The 15628-nt window shown below is 62.7% G+C and carries 15 protein-coding genes and 1 pseudogene; 5 read left to right on the top strand and 11 right to left on the bottom strand.

From position 1 onward, the window contains the following. Positions 1-542: 542 nt before the first annotated feature. From ASC81_RS00695 to ASC81_RS00680, 4 genes are all read left to right on the top strand, one after another. Positions 543-785: a hypothetical protein gene (locus tag ASC81_RS00695; protein ID WP_156391628.1), complete on the top strand. Its 243-nt coding sequence runs from the start codon at positions 543-545 to the stop codon at positions 783-785. 570 nt (positions 786-1355) lie between these two features. Then, entirely contained in the window at positions 1356-1634 is a 279-nt protein-coding gene (locus ASC81_RS00690) for a hypothetical protein (RefSeq protein WP_056261408.1), read from the top strand. Between the two features lie 474 nt (positions 1635-2108). Further along, a complete protein-coding gene (locus ASC81_RS00685; protein WP_235533528.1) occupies positions 2109-3521 on the top strand; it encodes a restriction endonuclease in 1413 nt (470 codons plus the stop codon). A gap of 53 nt (positions 3522-3574) precedes the next feature. Then, on the top strand, positions 3575-5053 hold the full coding sequence (locus tag ASC81_RS00680) for a hypothetical protein (protein ID WP_056261403.1): 1479 nt from the start codon (positions 3575-3577) through the stop codon (positions 5051-5053). 36 nt (positions 5054-5089) lie between these two features. Here ASC81_RS00680 and ASC81_RS00675 read toward each other — a convergent pair whose 3' ends face one another. The 11 genes and pseudogenes from ASC81_RS00675 to ASC81_RS00630 all read right to left on the bottom strand — a co-directional run bounded on the left by ASC81_RS00675 (position 5090) and on the right by ASC81_RS00630 (position 15083). Further along, a complete protein-coding gene (locus ASC81_RS00675) occupies positions 5090-6853 on the bottom strand; it encodes a hypothetical protein (RefSeq protein ID WP_056261401.1) in 1764 nt (587 codons plus the stop codon). After that, entirely contained in the window at positions 6850-8559 is a 1710-nt protein-coding gene (locus ASC81_RS00670; RefSeq protein ID WP_156391626.1) for a hypothetical protein, read from the bottom strand. Before ASC81_RS00670 ends, ASC81_RS00675 begins: the two co-directional genes overlap by 4 nt. A 678-nt stretch (positions 8560-9237) precedes the next feature. After that, positions 9238-9645, bottom strand: a complete 408-nt coding sequence (locus ASC81_RS00665; RefSeq protein WP_056261397.1) for a hypothetical protein — start codon at positions 9643-9645, stop codon at positions 9238-9240. Then, complete coding sequence (locus ASC81_RS00660) at positions 9645-10001, bottom strand: copper-binding protein (protein WP_056261393.1); 357 nt, start codon at positions 9999-10001, stop codon at positions 9645-9647. The genes ASC81_RS00665 and ASC81_RS00660 overlap by 1 nt, the downstream gene beginning before the upstream one ends. A 44-nt stretch (positions 10002-10045) precedes the next feature. Next, positions 10046-10561, bottom strand: a complete 516-nt coding sequence (locus tag ASC81_RS00655; protein ID WP_082536157.1) for a cupredoxin domain-containing protein — start codon at positions 10559-10561, stop codon at positions 10046-10048. Positions 10562-10599: 38 nt separating this feature from the next. After that, positions 10600-11151: a Spy/CpxP family protein refolding chaperone gene (locus ASC81_RS00650; RefSeq protein ID WP_056261390.1), complete on the bottom strand. Its 552-nt coding sequence runs from the start codon at positions 11149-11151 to the stop codon at positions 10600-10602. Between the two features lie 32 nt (positions 11152-11183). After that, positions 11184-11597, bottom strand: a pseudogene (locus ASC81_RS27635) (copper oxidase); the annotation flags it as partial. Positions 11598-11677: 80 nt separating this feature from the next. Further along, on the bottom strand, positions 11678-12698 hold a 1021-nt coding region (locus ASC81_RS27630), incomplete at its 3' end, for a multicopper oxidase family protein (RefSeq protein ID WP_369820832.1). Positions 12699-12717: 19 nt separating this feature from the next. Next, positions 12718-14058, bottom strand: coding sequence for a TolC family protein (locus tag ASC81_RS00640; RefSeq protein ID WP_369820831.1), 1341 nt, complete (start codon positions 14056-14058; stop codon positions 12718-12720). 76 nt (positions 14059-14134) lie between these two features. Next, complete coding sequence (locus ASC81_RS00635; protein WP_156391624.1) at positions 14135-14632, bottom strand: hypothetical protein; 498 nt, start codon at positions 14630-14632, stop codon at positions 14135-14137. Positions 14633-14651: 19 nt separating this feature from the next. Beyond that, a complete protein-coding gene (locus tag ASC81_RS00630; protein ID WP_157580989.1) occupies positions 14652-15083 on the bottom strand; it encodes a hypothetical protein in 432 nt (143 codons plus the stop codon). 282 nt (positions 15084-15365) lie between these two features. Between ASC81_RS00630 and ASC81_RS00625 the strand changes: the two genes are divergently transcribed. Then, positions 15366-15626, top strand: coding sequence for a heavy-metal-associated domain-containing protein (locus tag ASC81_RS00625; RefSeq protein WP_056261373.1), 261 nt, complete (start codon positions 15366-15368; stop codon positions 15624-15626). Positions 15627-15628: the final 2 nt, after the last annotated feature.

Here is a 15628-nt window from a genome sequence, read left to right as displayed (position 1 = left end):
TCATCGGCGGTCAGTCGTCGAGTTGACGATGCCTGGCATGAAGCGGTCGCCGGCACACCTGGCCGTTTGACGGCTTGAACGACCGGTGTCGAGGGTGACGCGGTCGTCCAGCCTGGCTGGTACCGGCCGTGGCCATCGACTCGCGCCGGAATGTCTGCTGCTCGAAGCGATGGAACGGCCCTCTCGACCCATTGCAGCCGCAGGCCAAGCGTCGCGGGAGTCAGCAAAGTGGAAGTGCGCAGTGCATCGTGCTGGTGGCAGTGCAGCCAACGATTCGACTGTGCCTCCGGTGGGGTTGTCGCTATGCTGCCCGGATCCTCGTGACCTTAGCGATCCCCACTGCAACCGTCGGAGCGGTCGTTGAGGCATCACGCCAGTTCTTGTAGGCTGACAAGCCTCAAAGTGCACGACATGCCAGACACGCCGCGCGAGCCGCCGTCCCTCACGCCACCGGCGGCGGCGCTGATCTGCCTTGAAGCTGTTGCTGGCTCGTCCTAGGCTTGGAAGACCTGCGCCGGTCGCGCCTACCTGGTGGAGCTTCGATGGAAAACATGTACTTCGCCCGTGACGGCTCGGCGTCGGCGTTGGCCGGCGTGCAGCTCTATGCGTTGGGCTTCGTCGGTGTTGTCAGGTTCGTTGTGGACTCGAACAGCAAAAGCGCGCTGCGCCACGAGTGCGTCAGACACCGCGACACCCGCGAGGAAGCGCTTGACGATGCTCGCGCTGACGCGCAGGAACTGGTGAGGAGGTGGGCCGAAGAGCGGGTGCACATCGACGACCTGTGAACTGGCGCGAGCCTAGCCTTGCACGCCGCAGCCTGGATGTCCGCGGCGTCATTCATGTCTTCGATTGATACACGTCATGCAGCGTTGCCGAACATGCTACGGAGTTCCGTCACTGACCTGTTGACCGGGACCAAGAGGCACTCGCCATCTCCGAGAATGACGATCTGGATGCGGTCGCCGTCACGTAGCTTCAGCACATTGAGCACCTGCGGAGGTAGGTTAATGACCCCGCCTGCGCCTATGGTTGCTGCTGGCATCTGAACTCCTTAATGAGCTGCTGCGATTGTGAAGGTCAAGGCAAAGTGCTGCTGACAGCGCGTCGTCAGTTAGGGCACATAGCATCCGCTTCGGGCTTTGGCCCCCTGCTTTTCCTCCCTGAGCAGGCCTTCGCGTGACAGCGTAGGTTCAGCCCCTGGCCATGCCAGGGGCTTCCTTTTTGGCGCGTCGGCAGCTGACGGCATGCGGCCGCGAGAGAGTTCTCCACCGCGGAGCGGCTTGCGCCGATAGCTGGATGGAATTGCAGTGTTGGTAAGCCCCGAATTTTGGGGCGTCAAGGCACGGAGCCGAACCATGTTTTTGAACCTCAACGACGTCGAAAGCATCCTCAGTTGGTGGTCCGTCTTCCCCGCTCGGCACGATGCCGCGCTCGAGCAGATGCTGCTTTCGCGCCCGCAGTTCGGTCAGAAGATCCGCGCGGCCCAACGACGAATTGCGACCAGCGAGCACCTAAAGGCGCTGCTGAGCAAGTCGCTCGCCCAGCAAGACCAGCACCTCGCGCAGATGTCGGATCGCCGTGCCGCGATGAGTTCGGTCGAGATGCTTCGTCGCGATTTGGCCATGGCGGCCTAACCGTACCGCGCGCTGCATGCGCGTCTCACAGTGCAGTTCTGCGGGTCTCCTCGACGCACAGCGTTTGGGCCTGCCGGGCTGCCCCTGGCTGGCCCGTTTTTGCTTGTGTGTCGCACGTTAGTGATGCCTCGCGGGGCGTGAAGCCGCCAAACTCGCGTGTTCGCCCCTGCTTGCGCTACGTTCCGGCGCCGGGTGAGCTTCAATTGACGAGTTTCCAAACCCGACATCCAATCGTCTCGCGGCCTAGAGCTGCACCTTATAGAACGCAGGGAGAAAAACATGGGACGTAGGTCGGGGGTCGAGGGGTTCTTGCGCGCTGCCGGTCGCGCCATGGCGGCGGCCGAGCGAGAAAGGCAACGATCCGTTCGTTCGGCGGCTACCCAACAGCGGCAGCTTGAGCGGCATCAACGGACGGCCGCCAATCAGCTACGGCGTGCTGACCAAACCTTAGCCAAGGAGACAAAGGCTCAATACTTGGCCGACCGCGAGGCTGAGACCGAGGACCTCAACTCCGAGGTCAAGGATCAACTCGATGCCGTGCAGGGTGTTCTGGCTCATACGCTGCGAGTGGACGACCGCATCAGCTTCAATTCGCTTCGCAACCGCAGCGCGTTCGAGCCGTTCAAGCTGCCGTCTGCGTTGGTTTCTAAGCCGGCCCCCACACCCGCTGTTGTCGAGCCGCTCTCTTGGATGCAGAAGCTCATCCCAGGTGCATCTTCGAAGCATGCTCGAGCCGTCGAGGCGAACCGCGCCTCTCACGCATCTGCGCTGGCTGAGCATGAACGTGTCGAAGCAACGAAGGCGGCAGCGACAGCCAAGGCTCTGGATGAACACGCTCAACGCAAAGCGGCGTTTGAAGCCGAGCAGCAGCGGAGGAATGCGGAGGTTGACGAGTTCGAGGCCGACTATCGGGCAAAAGACGCAGATGCCGTCGTCGCCTACAACGAGATGGTTCTCTCGCGATCCGAGTATCCAGAACAGGGGTTCCCACAGAACTTCCGGCTGGCCTACAACGCGGCGTCCAGCGAGTTGGTGGTCGAGTACGAGTTACCCCTGTCGTCGGTGATTCCAGCAGAGGCAGAGTACCGATATATCAAGTCGCGGGACGAGATTGAGTCTAAAGCTCGCAAGCTTGCGGACACGAGAAAGCTGTACCAGGACTTGGTGGCTTCGGTCTCGCTTCGGACCCTGCATGAGTTGTTCGAAGCGGATCAGGCTGATGCGCTGGCCTTGGTCACGTTCACGGGCATCCTTGACACCCTCGACCCGGCCACTGGCCGTGAGGTACGTGTACCGGTCATCAGCGTCCGCGCCCCCAAGGCCGAGTTCGAAAAGATTCGTCTGGACAAGGTCGACAAGGTGGTCTGCCTTCGGAACCTGGGATCGCACGTGTCGAGCCGACCTGATGAACTTCAAGCGGTGAAGCCAATCGTAGAGTTCGACATGGTCGACCGGCGGTTCATCGAGCAAGGCGATGCGCTCTCCGGCCTGGAGTCACGGCCGAATCTCATGGACCTCACGCCCAGTGAGTTCGAGGTCCTGGTATCGAACCTGTTCGGCAAGATGGGGCTCGAAACCAAGCTCACGCGCTCGTCTAGGGACGGTGGTGTTGATGCCGTAGCGTTTGACGCTCGCCCAGTCCTGGGCGGCAAGGTCGTCATCCAGGCTAAGCGATACCGCGACACGGTTGGGGTGAGCGCGGTGCGCGACTTGTACGGAACGATGCTCAACGAGGGCGCCTCCAAGGGCATCCTCGTGTGCACGAGCGGCTACGGCACGGATGCCTACAACTTTTCGAAGGATAAGCCGCTCGAGCTCATCGACGGTGGAGGCCTGCTGTATCTGCTGCGGGAGCATGCTGGCACACACGCTCGCATCGCGTCGTGAACGTAGCCTTGACCCGAACCGTCCCTGATGGACGCTCAGTTTTCGAGTACCAAATGGCATCTGTGCCCCAGCCGTTGCTCGACACCGCACCTACGTCACGAGACGAATACCTCCATCAGTACCTTGAAGACAAGCTGCGGATTCCGTGCGTTCGAATCCGGCTCACCCAGTTGGCCGTGGAGAAGCCGACGGTCTACGAAGCGCCGGGGACCCTAGAACTCGGTAAATCCTTCGGCGTGAAAGGCGATCTTCGAGCACCGAAGCCGGGCAGCTCCATTAAGGACGCCTTTGCGCAGCTGTCAATGACGGAGAACTACGAGCTAGGGCAGCTCGTCCGGGACGATCAGTATTTCGAGCTTGAGGCCATGACAAGCGAGGGCGTGCATTGGACTTGCCCGCGTGTCACGGTGCGAGAGCGGCCGGGTCAGGACGAGTGCGCGGTTCTTTTCGAAGCAAGCTACGTCGAGAACATCTCGCAGGCTGAGGAGCCTGCCTACGCCGCCAGGCTGACCTATATCGAAAAACTGCGGATGCCGGAAAACCACCGCGTTGACGAGGTGGGCCGGAACGGGAGCAGATTCATTGGCAGAGATGGGTCCAAGGGTCGGCTGGCAAACCTGGAACTCAACTATGTCCGGCGGTTCCGAGACGAAACGGTAGAGCGCGGCGAGCTGACTGTGCACGCTGTGGGCGGCGCTATCCCTCCGAGGCACTTCGACGTGCGAGTCGAGGAGGCGATGATGTTCTGTTCGGCGCTGCTGGCGCAGCCTATTTGCACGGAAGTGGCTCACGCGACGCTGCGTTCGATCCTGTTTACCAAGCACCGGCCAGTCCACGCTAGTCTCGTCGCGCCTCCCATACAAGATCGCTTCGCCGAGCAGGACTTCTACAAGCTCGCGACGGCCTACTACGAGCATGCCTGCAAGGACGGGGACGTCGAACGCATGTCCCAGCTGACGCGGAAGATCGGCAGCTTGTTCGACATGAGCGGCGCCTCTATGGCGGCTATCGCCCTGAGCCTCGCGGTGGCCGTTGAAGCATTGGCGCAGACCGGACAGCTCGCGGGCCGGTTCAGGGCCACGCCTGAGCATCTGGCGGTAGTCGAGTCAATCAAAACTACCGTCCTGAAGCTGCCCGAGCTCGATGACCTGACCAAGCAGTTTGGCGAGGCTAACAAACTGCCAGACAAGCGCCCTTTGCCCGAGCGGCTAGACGCGGTCCTTAGCTTGCTAAGCGCAGGCGGCCGGACCATCGACGCGCTGAGGCTGCTCAAGGACGTTGGCGCGGTGACGGGCGAGGAAATCAAGGCCTGGAGTGACTTGAGGAACCCAACCGCACATGGCAGTTGGGAGCCCAAAGATGACCGCATGCAGATTCACTTCGACGACCTCTACAAGCTGCTGACCCTGGCTTACCGCCTGATGTTCGTGCACATCGGCTACGACGGGAAGTTCGAAGCGCGGAACGTGAAGGGCTGGCCGGTTGCGGAGTTCAAGGGCAAGGGCGTTCAGGAGGCGCTGGGGTTCCAGTGAGCGACCAGGGCGCCGGAGCGCCGGGTGGCACGTGGTTCACTGCATATGACCTGCGCCCTTTGACGCCGATCCTGAAGCCTGGAGCCTCAGCGCGAGCGCCTGTCCGCCTTCGCAGAAGGCCACCGCTTGCTGGACGAGCATCTCCCGAGGCAACTGCAGTCCCCAGTGAAGGGCCGCCAGCATGGGTATAAACGGGTGGTTGCTTTTGTACCAATCCGCCTTCGCGATGGGCTCTACGCCTGGCAATACCTTGGCCATTCTTGCAAGGTATTCAGTCGGCTCAGCCGGAACAAATGCCAGGGCCTCACCAACGCCATGGCTCGCCAGCTCTCGGTGGTCATCAAGGATGCCGTCGTACCCGGCGTCAGGACTCCACAAGTTGGGCGTGCTCCATTTAGTTTCAGGAATCAGAACCTCACGGAGGAACTTGTAGCCCTCATCAAGGCCAAGCGCCGCAGTCCAGAGCAGCAAAATCGGGATGAGCGTCGACGACGACACTCCATTGTCGGTAGGCTCCTCGAAGTCGAAGCGGACCTGCAGCTGCTGCTCCAGCGTCTGGACTGTCGGCCACAACTCCTTCTTTGCCCGAGCGACGCTGAACCGCTGACAGAGCGCGTTGACCCAGTTCTTTGCCTCGTCCATGTAGCCCGTGATGCTCAGCAGCAGCAAGCCATGATGGATGTCAGTCGCCTGATGATCGAATGCTGGAAATTGAAGGCCAGAGTGGGTTTGCAACAAGCAGACGAGCTTGTTTGCGTAGGCCCAATGCAGCCCAAGGCTCTTGTCGCTCGCGCGGCTCTGCCAAGCCCAGAAGCAACCCTGAAAACCGAGCCGCCCGGCCTCCTCAAAAATGCGCTGGGACAGGAATAGGTTGTGCGGGAGGACGTAAGCGAAGGCGTCTTGGGTCCGGTAGTACCCGTCGAGCCGCTCGTGATACCGCAAGGCAATGGTCATGGTCTCACGGACGAGCCGTGCGAACTCTTTGGCATTGGCTGGCAGTACGGCTCCAGCCAGTTCCGCGTGCAGCCTCGACCACACGGCGAGCACTGCGTACTCAGAGAGCCTGTACGGCGCCAGGACGTTCTCTTCGGCGGCGCCTCGAAGCGTCAGCGCGGAGAGCACCGCACGCACGCCCCTCAGCGCCAGCAGCGTGCGCTTCTTCTGGGAGCCTTTTGAACCCTCGGTGACAGGAAGGTCCGCCACCAAACCGTCTATCAGCTGCCTCCCAATGCTGATGCAAAGGTCAGGTTGGCTCACGTTGGCCAGCATCCGGCGAAAGAGCATGCGGCGTTCAACCGGAAGGATGTGCTCGTCGAAGAGATGATCCACCGTCCAAGCGGCCAGGACCGAGTTGTTGACGGCCGAGACATCCAGGTCGTACCGCTCCTTCAAAGATTCGAACAAGCCCGTCATGTTCTGCTGCACGCTCGACAAAAACTCGCCGTTCGTGACAACCATGGCCTTCCTTGGAAGCTTCTTGTGCTCCGGAGGAATGTTGGCGCGGACGTAAACCTGGACGAGGTCGTCCAATGAATGCTGAATCGACTGGGACCCGACGTTCCACTCGATCCGACCGATGTTTCCGCACTTGAGGACCCACATGAAGAGCGTCTTGCGTCCCTTGTCATCTTTTCCAACGGACGCCATATCTACGCCTTGCTCCCGCACACCTCGTTGGGCCGTGTGCAGAACCTGGTGGCCCATCCCCGCAATGAGCAATGGCATGAAGGCGTCAAGCTCGCCTGACTCCCTCATCAAGCTGAGGTAGTCGGCAACTAAAAGCTGCAGAGCATCGTTCATCGCGAGTTCTCCAGCATCTTCATTCGATGGATAAAGCCACGCATCGGATCGGACAGCTCTGACGACGGCAGCTCAATGGAATGGCTGAAGTGCCCCATCGAGCTGATTTCCATGGGCCCGTCCGCCATGTGGCTTGTGAAGCGGTGGCCTTGCGCGACGCGAATCTTGGTCATCGTGGATGCAAAGACCGACATCTCCTCCGCTCCGCGGTGGATGATGGCCTGCTGCTTCATACGCGCGCTTCGAAGCGCCAGCGCGCCCGCATCACTGATTCGCAGCTCCGGCCGAAGAGGTAGCCCTTCTAGGTGCTGCCTCCATTGCAGGACGGATGCGTAGATGCCGGCGAAGATCGGGCCGCCTCGCTCTCGCCGTCGTGCCTTGTCCGCCAGGGGTTTCAGGAACTCCTCGGTAGCTCCAGGGAACTCGTCCTTCAATATGTTGAACATCTGATTCGCTAGTTGAAGACCGGCGTCTCCCAAGTTCACCATCCTGGCGATGTTTGCGGCGAACTGACATAGCGCGCTGCCGTCCCCGAGCAACCCAAGAAGTCGGCGAACCACCTTGGTCCTTGCCTCCGGCGACACCTGCGCCAGCAGTTGCTCATCCAACTCGGCGCGCGCACGCTGTATCGTGACCTGGTTGAGCATGCCGCTGATGACCGTCAAGGAAGCGGAGGGACTGAGCAGCCAACCGGTCAGGATGTCCCGAAACGAGGTTGCGTCGCTGCACACGGCATAGAAGACCGAATTGAAGCGTTCAAGGACGTCGTTTGGGCCATCCCCCAACCTACGCAGGCAGTCAATCGCAAGCGGTCGCTGACTTGCCTTCCTGAGACAGGAGCTGAGGGCAAGGTCTACGTTGCCGCAAAGCGATTTGTCGGCACAGGCAAGCGTCACCAGACGCTGAAGGACGCCGCCCAAGGGAGCGTTGCCAGCCCCATAAGTGGTTCCGCCGATACTGAAAAGGGACCGCGCAACGTGGAAGGCGGCTGCCGAGACGCCATGCTTGAGGGCGTCGGCAACCAGCATGTCCGCGTCGGCATCGAACTGCCCAAGCTGGACAAGGCAGTACCAAGCGTCGTCGGCGTTTGTCTCCAGCAGGCCTTTCAGCCAGGTCAGCAGGGACTGGCGATGGGACGCCAGCAGGTCTCTGACCTCAACTGCCCGCCAAGGAATTGCCACCACGAGAGCGCTGGCGGCCGTTTGATCGCCGGCTGACGGCTCCAGCCGGTCAATGACGAACTGGGCCGCCGCGACAGGGTGAGCCATGGCGAAACTGGTTGCCCATACCCGACAGGCCTTGTCGTCGATGGGAACCTCCGAATCGAAAGACGCAGCTAGGTCAAGAGGGAGCGAAGGCTCGCTGGCGAACCTAACCTGAAGCGTTTCCGAGATGTAGTTGGCGCGCGAATCGGGGCGTTCCTGAACCATTCGCAGAAGGCGCTCCAACCGGATGGCGTCGGCCCGAGCGGACAAGCCGAGCGCCGGAAGCAGGGTTTGGCAGGCTGCGTACTCATCGACCGAGGCCCAACGCTCGAAGCAATCAAGGAGGTCCACTTCCCTCAGGTCTGCTTCTGCGAGACGCAGATGAAACTGTCGGTCTTGCTGCTCGTCCTGTGGGAGTGTCAGGCCTCGAAGCTCAGCAAATTGAGCATTCACCAGCAGCGCAAGCCGCCCCTCTAGTGCTTCCCTGGACAAAGGGTTCATCTTGCCTCCACGTACGGCTGAAATGCTTGTGTTGCGATCCTGCCCGGAACGACTTCGAGGATTACATATTCCGGCCTCACTTGAGCACTCAATCCAGCCTGTCCTGACCACGCGTTCTGACGAGATCTGACCACATGCCTGGGCCTCGACGCGCCCCTACGAGAGTTGCTTGCGGCGCGTGCATGACCGGTCCCTCTGGCGGTCGTTCCCACGATTGGGTGCAGCCGTCGACGGGGAGTCCAACGGCCGGCGGCTATGTGCCCAAAGCCGAAATCCGAGCTCGACGACGGCAGACGGCATGGAAGCGGCTGCCGTCACTCGCGGCCAGGGGCTGGGTTCACGGTACGCGGCACAAAGCCGTCATTCACTGATCTGCCGAACGCCTGCCTCGACGACCGGTCTTTTAGACGCAGCGGTCCTCCGGCGTCGCAGGCTGCAGCTCGCCCCGTCAGCTGGCGCGGTTCAATGTTGCTGCAAGCAGCTTCGAACTGACGCCGCCCAATACGAGAAATGCAGCAGCCTGCAGGCTTAGGGAGAGCTGGTCGCGCAAAGAGCGACAAGAGCGGCGGGGCGAAGGCAGCAGAGCGGGCTTTGGCACTGCCGCTTGATGGACCGTTAGACGCCACGGTGCGAAATGAAGGTTTGGCCACACCTCGCGAACCGATAGGCGTCAGGCGCTCAAGGCTCGATCTTCAACGCAACGTCAAGCGATGCCGTCGCGGGCGTCTTGTTGGACCACATCCAGCAATGAACCTGCTCAACTTCCACCGGCAGGGTCTGCGCCCCGTCCTTAGCCTGGCTGAGCTTGACGGGATAGACCGTCTCCTTCCCCAAGTGGTAGTGGATATTGAAGTTCATCGGCGCTCCGCTCTTGAATGACCAAGCGACCTTCTGACCCGGCTTGAGCTTGCCGCAGACCTCAACAAACTTGGCTGGTGGAACCTCAGCCTGGTGGGCGAATTGGCCGCCAGCATCCCACTGGATGTCCACGATGTGATTGGCGGCAACAGCAGTCCCCATCGGTGCCAGCAGCAATGCCAACACGCCGGCAAGCGGCAATGCCGAATGCAACGGTGCGACCGCCATCACTGCACCACCTTCAACTCGGTGACGACGAACTTGCCGCCCTCGTTGGCGGCCTTGAACTGGATGCGCGTGCCGGGCTGCAGCTTGTCCAGCATCGCCTTGTCGCGCACTTGGAAGACCATGGTCATCGCTGGCATATCCAGGCTCTTGATGTCTGCGTGCTTGAGCGTCAGCTTGCCGGCCTCGCGGTCGACCTTGCGTACCTCGGCGTCGGTCATGTCGGCGCTGGCTGCGGGTGTACTGGCCTGCGCAGGCGGCGTGCCATGGCTGGCAGCGCGCGCTGCGGGGCTGAGCAGGGCGGCGGTGAGGAGGGTTGCGGCGATCAGGCCTAGACGGGGTGGCTTGTTGCGGTTCATGCGGGTTCCTTTCAAGGGTGTGATGCAGGGGTCTGAGGCGGGCTTCATTTGGCGCTGACCAGAATCTTGCCAACCATGCCGGCCTGGTAATGGCCGGCGATCAGGCAGGCGAAATCGAACTCGCCGGCGCGGTTGAAGTTCCAAACGATCTCGCCCTTCTTGCCGGGGTCGACGTGCGCCATGTAGGGCTCGTCATGCTCCATGGTCGGGAACTTCAGCATCAGCGCGGCATGCTCATCGAGCTCCTTCTTGGTGCCGATGACCAGTTCGTGGAGCATCTTGCCGTCGTTGTGCACGACGAAGCGGACGGTCTCGCCCAGCTTCAGCTCGACGCGATCCGGCGTGAAGCGCATGTTGTCGGTCATCTTCAGCGTGACGGTACGTGTGACCTTCTTGGCGTCACCCGCGATGCCCCAGGCCTTTTGCTCTTGTCGCACCGGCGTTTTGGCGCCGTGCGGCTTTTCGCCATGCGCTATCGCCGCTGACGAGGTCAACAGGATGGCTAGGGCCCCGGCGACGAGACCGCCGAGCCGATGCGGCTGGGTTTTGTGCTGATTCATTGAATCTTTCATGGAAAGTCCTTCTGTGTCGATCTAAGTCAGTGATGGTGGCCAGCAGCGGGTCGATCCCCGTGCCCGCCGCTGCCGTAGCCACGCAAGGCGGCGTAGCGTTGCGCCTGATCGCCCGACAACAGCGCTGTCTGAATCAGGTGGGTGGCCAAGTGTTCGGCGCGCAACTTCGCCTGCAGTTTTGCAATCTGCTGCGTGGCTTCGTCGACACCGGAAAGGGTCGCAGAACGCTCTGCAAAGAGCCGATCCAATGCCATTTCCGCCGCTACCAGCGCATCGCCCAGTGCTCGCGCGCGCGCCTTGTGTGCGTCCATCAGCTGGCGCGTGGCACTTACCTGCTCCGGTGTGAGCCTGAGCTGCTCGGCCAGTTCGAGGGTGTGAAGCGGGCCGGGGTAGCCGTTGAGCTCTGCCGCCTTGGCCAAGCCCATGCCCTGGCCTTGGCGCAGCGCAGTCACATCGGCCGAACTGAGTGCCTTGATGGGCCCGTCCTGCTCGCCCGCATACGGGCTGGCCTGACTGAATGAAGGAGCTGCGATGGCAAGCGCAACCGCGCCGAGCGCGTTTTTCAGGAAGGGGTTCATGTCAATCCTTGCGTCGGTGATTGAGACGCAACTCAGTGGTGGCCCGAATGGCCGCCCGCCGGCTTGCGCACCTTGACCTCGACATCGGTCTTGGGGCGCTGGACCACCGGCATCAGGCCCGCGCTTTCTGACTGGAATCGGGCGGCGTCGGGCAGGCTGCCCTTGAACGCGTAGGCCACCGTGCCGGGCGGATGCTGGTACCAGCCCGGGTCGCTGTAGTCCCCCTTCTTCAGGCCCTTGCGCACCTTGACGACGCTGAACATGCCGCCCATGCCGACCGCGCCGAACGGCCCCTGGCCGGCCATCATGGGCGCGGTGTTGTCGGGCAGCGGCATGTCCATCTCGGTCATGTCCTTCATGCCGCGCTCACCCATCACCATGTAGTCGGGCACCAGCTTGCGGATCTTGCCGGCCAGGCCGCTGTGGTCGACGCCGATCATGGTGGGCACGTCGTGGCCCATGGCGTTCATCGTGTGGTGGCTCTTGTGGCAGTGGAAGGCCCAGTCGCCCTCCTCGTCGGCGAGGNCGATCATGGTGGGCACGTCGTGGCCCATGGCGTTCATCGTGTGGTGGCTCTTGTGGCAGTGGAAGGCCCAGTCGCCCTCCTCGTCGGCGAGGAAGTCGATCTGCCGCATCTGGCCCACCGCGACGTCGGTGGTGATCTCCGGCCAGCGGGCGCTCTTCGGCGTGGGCCCACCGTCGGTGCCGGTGATGAGGAACTCATGCCCGTGCAGATGGATGGGATGGTTGGTCATCGTCAGGTTGCCTATGCGGATGCGCACCTTGTCCTTGAAGCCGACGACGAGCGGGTCGATGCCGGGGAAGATGCGGCTGTTCCAGCTCCACAGGTTGAAGTCCAGCATCGTCATGATCTTGGGCGTGGCCGCGCCGGGATCGATGTCGTAGGCGTTGAGCAGGAAGCAGAAGTCGCGGTCCACCTCGTCGATCAGCGGGTGCTTGCCCTTGGGATGCGTGACCCAGAAGCCCATCATCCCCATGGCCATCTGCACCATCTCGTCGGCATGCGGGTGGTACATGAAGGTGCCAGGGCGGCGCGCCACGAACTCGTAGACATAGGTCTTGCCCGGCGGGATGCCGGGCTGGTTCAGGCCGGTGACGCCGTCCATGCCGTTGGGCAGGCGCTGGCCGTGCCAGTGGATGCTGGTCAGCTCGCCGAGTTTGTTGGTGACGAAGAGGCGCACGCGGTCACCTTCGACGACCTCGATGGTTGGGCCGGGGCTCTGGCCGTTGTAGCCCCACAGGTGGGCCTTGAAGCCGGGCGCCATCTCGCGCACCACGGGTTCGGCCACCAGGTGGAACTCCTTGACGCCCTGGTTCATGCGCCAGGGCAAGGTCCAGCCGTTCAGCGTGACCACGGGGTTGTAAGGGCGGCCGGTGTTGGGGACCAGCGGCGGCATGGTGTCGGGCTTGGTCTGCAGCACCGGTTCGGGCAAGGCCGCCATAGCGACCTTGCTGACCGCTGTCATTGAGGCGGCTGCAGTGATGGCACCGGCACCGCCCAGAAGGGAGCGTCGATTGAAAGACATGTGTATTCCTTGAATGGGTTCAGTGGCCCGCACCGGCTTCGGCGCCGGCAGGTACAGCGGAGGCGGTGGGCATGGACAGGGACGCGCGGCCGATCAGCGCCGCGTCTAGCTCAGCCTTGGCGAGCCAGAAATCGCGCAGCGCCTCGATGGATGCATTGACGCTGCCGACCTGCGAGCGCGCATCGGCCAGCAGCTCGAACACGCCGATCAACATGCCGTTGTAGCGAAGCAGCTGCTCCTCGGAGATGCGCTTCCTCAACGGCACGATCTCGTCGCGGTGATGACGGGCGATGTCGTAGCTGGCGCGGTAGTTGCCGTAGGCCTCGCGCACCTCCGAGCGCGCGTTGATGGCCGTGGCCGCCGCCTGGTGCAGGGACTGCATGTAGCGGCCCTCAGCCTTGGCGGTTCGCGCGCCGCCCCAGTCGAACAGCGGCAGCTCGAGGCCAACCTCCCAGCCGGTCTGACGTGGCGCCTCGTTGGACGAGTTGCGGACCAAGCCAAGCTCAAAGACGCTGACGAAGCGCGTCACCTGGGTCAGGCGCAGGTTCTTCGCCGTCTGCTCGGCCGCCAGGCGGGCCGACTGCACATCCAGGCGCTGGGCAAGGGCCTGGCGTTCGATGTCCGGCTGATCTTTGGGCGCGTCCGGCAAGTCTGGCAGGCGCTCGGGAAGTTGGAAGTCCAGCTGCTCGCCCCAGAGCCCGAGCAGGCGGGTCAGGCGCTCGCGCGCGGCGCGATGGATTTGCTCTGAGCGGGCCAGGCCGAGCGCCGCGTCCGCATAGAAGCCCTGCTCACGCAGGCGCATCAGTGCATTGAAGTTGCCGGCTTGCTGCATGCGTCGGGCGAGTTCGGCGCTGGCTTCGGCAGCCTCCTGCACCTGGCGCATGTAGCGCACGCTTTCCCCGGCCGCGACGGCTTGCACCCAGGCCTTGCGTGTGTCGGCGGCCAGGCTCAACACGTCCATCGCCACCTCGCGCTGAACGGACTGCAGCCGGCGCTCCTCCAGCCGGCTGACGAGCGGCAGCGTCAGCAATCGGGCCAGGTTGAAATGCAGCCCGCGCTCCAGCTCCACCTCGTCGCCCTTGGTGAGGCGGCCGAAGCTGAATCCGGGATTGGGTAGCCGTGACGCCTGGCTCACTTCAGCTTCGGTGATGCCGAGCTGCTGCAGCCGGGCTTGCAGGCCGCGGTTGTTCAGCAGCGCGATCTGGACGGCCGCGTCGGCACCGATCGGCTGGCGCAGCAGCTCCACCACCTTGCCGTTCGTGCGAGCCAGGTCTTCGGCAGAGCGATCAACCGTCAGCGCGTAATCGGTGTGGGTTTTGGTCAGCGATTGCACCTGGGTCAGCGCGGCACCGGGTTCCACCGAGGCACATCCCGCCAACAGAGCAACGGCTAGCAGGGAGAGAGGTAGTCGAAATTGATTCATCTGTTGGGGTCCTTCAGCGCGGCGCATGGCCTTCATGCCCTTTGGCAGATGACGCTGCTGCGGCAGGGGCGGCAGGGCTGTCATCGGTTGCCGCCCTTTCGCGGGCATAGGCGCGCCATCCGCCGGCCTGATTGGCCTTCTCGTTGACTTGCTGCCACGAGGCCGGCGGCGCTTCCTGCAGAGCGCGGTAGCGGGCGAGCGCACCGGCATAGCGAACCGCTGGCACGCTGGCCTGTGAGTCGGTGGGGTCGGCGGCGCTGGCCTTGGCTGCGGTCTGGGCCTGGGCCAGCGCGGGTAGTAGCGCTGCGGAAAAAACAAGAGTCGTTCCTATGGCCACGGCAAAACGTGAGCCGGCCACGCGGGCAGCTGAGCGCCCGTCGTTCATGGAGTTGCAGAACATGATGTCCTCGGCGGAGAGGTTGATCGAGGAGCCGCCAACAGCGGCTGCCGGTGAGGCAGGCGCGCGCGGGCTCGCATTCGAAAAAGAGGCTGGATCGGGACTGGCGCTCACGCGCAGCCGCGAAGCTGACTCAGGGCAGGCTTCGCGGAGGGCGATCAATGCGGTCGTTGCGACCGCCCACGACGAGGGAGCAGACCTGCTGCACGACCGTGTCGGCATTGACATCGGTCGCCATAACAGGTGCTTCGGCCTGGGGCGCAACAGCGCCGCAGCAAGGCGCGCATTGCACGCACTTCGTTCCCTTGACCGAGTCTGACTTGCTCGATCCGTCCTCGGCATCGCCCGGCGCCTCGTCTATCGAAGCATGTGTAGCAGCGTGCGACGTGGTCGCGTCGGCATGGTGATGATGGTCGGACGAATCGCCCACAGCAGCGTGATGCTGCGCCACAGCGGCGCCGGTGTGCCCCGGGCCGCAAGCCATATAGCCCGCAGCCGCCAGCCCTTTAAGGGGCAGCGTCAAGATCAGCAGGCTGATCAAGAGGCAACGGAGCATCACGCGCATTCAGAAACTTTATCTCAGCCGGCCGCTTTGGGCGCGTGACGGCCCGTAACTATCAAGAGGTTCCTCGTCCGCACCCGGCTCAGTCGCGTCATCTTGCGTTGACCGGGGTCAATGTAGAAGTGACCTGACTTCGGCACGATCTGCTGATCGCCCGCTTCGTACGGCGCGGTGCAATTGGATAGAACCCTTTCGCTCAAAAGGCCAATTGAGAGCCTGGTTTGACCTTGCCACGGTGGGAAGCTTCAGAGTTGCTCTCACCCCATCGTATTGAAGGAGCCAGTGATGATTTCGTTTGAAGTGAATGACATGACATGCGGACACTGCGTCAGCATGATCACCAAGGCCGTCAAGAACGCCGACAAAGGCGCTCAGGTTGCCATCGATCTCGCATCGAAGCGCGTGGAGATCAGCTCGAGCGCTGCGGATGCTGACGAGTTCAAGGCGGCCATTCTGGACGCGGGCTACACGCCGGTCGAAGCTGTGGGCGCAGCTGCACCGCCCACCGCCGGCAAAAGCGGGGGCTGCTGTGGCGGCTGCCGGTGAGA

The sequence above is a fragment of the Pelomonas sp. Root405 genome (assembly GCF_001425165.1).
GTDB lineage: Bacteria > Pseudomonadota > Gammaproteobacteria > Burkholderiales > Burkholderiaceae_C > Pelomonas.
This window is presented reverse-complemented; position numbering and strand designations above follow the sequence as displayed.

Bases quoted from the DNA above. Each gene is read 5' to 3' on its own strand.
- ASC81_RS00695 (WP_156391628.1), top strand. From the start codon at position 543: ATGGAAAACATGTACTTCGCCCGTGACGGCTCGGCGTCGGCGTTGGCC.
- ASC81_RS00690 (WP_056261408.1), top strand. From the start codon at position 1,356: ATGTTTTTGAACCTCAACGACGTCGAAAGCATCCTCAGTTGGTGGTCC.
- ASC81_RS00680 (WP_056261403.1), top strand. From the start codon at position 3,575: ATGGCATCTGTGCCCCAGCCGTTGCTCGACACCGCACCTACGTCACGA.
- ASC81_RS00675 (WP_056261401.1), bottom strand. From the start codon at position 6,853: ATGAACGATGCTCTGCAGCTTTTAGTTGCCGACTACCTCAGCTTGATG.
- ASC81_RS00670 (WP_156391626.1), bottom strand. From the start codon at position 8,559: ATGAACCCTTTGTCCAGGGAAGCACTAGAGGGGCGGCTTGCGCTGCTG.
- ASC81_RS00665 (WP_056261397.1), bottom strand. From the start codon at position 9,645: ATGGCGGTCGCACCGTTGCATTCGGCATTGCCGCTTGCCGGCGTGTTG.
- ASC81_RS00660 (WP_056261393.1), bottom strand. From the start codon at position 10,001: ATGAACCGCAACAAGCCACCCCGTCTAGGCCTGATCGCCGCAACCCTC.
- ASC81_RS00655 (WP_082536157.1), bottom strand. From the start codon at position 10,561: ATGAATCAGCACAAAACCCAGCCGCATCGGCTCGGCGGTCTCGTCGCC.
- ASC81_RS00650 (WP_056261390.1), bottom strand. From the start codon at position 11,151: ATGAACCCCTTCCTGAAAAACGCGCTCGGCGCGGTTGCGCTTGCCATC.
- ASC81_RS00630 (WP_157580989.1), bottom strand. From the start codon at position 15,083: ATGCGCGTGATGCTCCGTTGCCTCTTGATCAGCCTGCTGATCTTGACG.
- ASC81_RS00625 (WP_056261373.1), top strand. From the start codon at position 15,366: ATGATTTCGTTTGAAGTGAATGACATGACATGCGGACACTGCGTCAGC.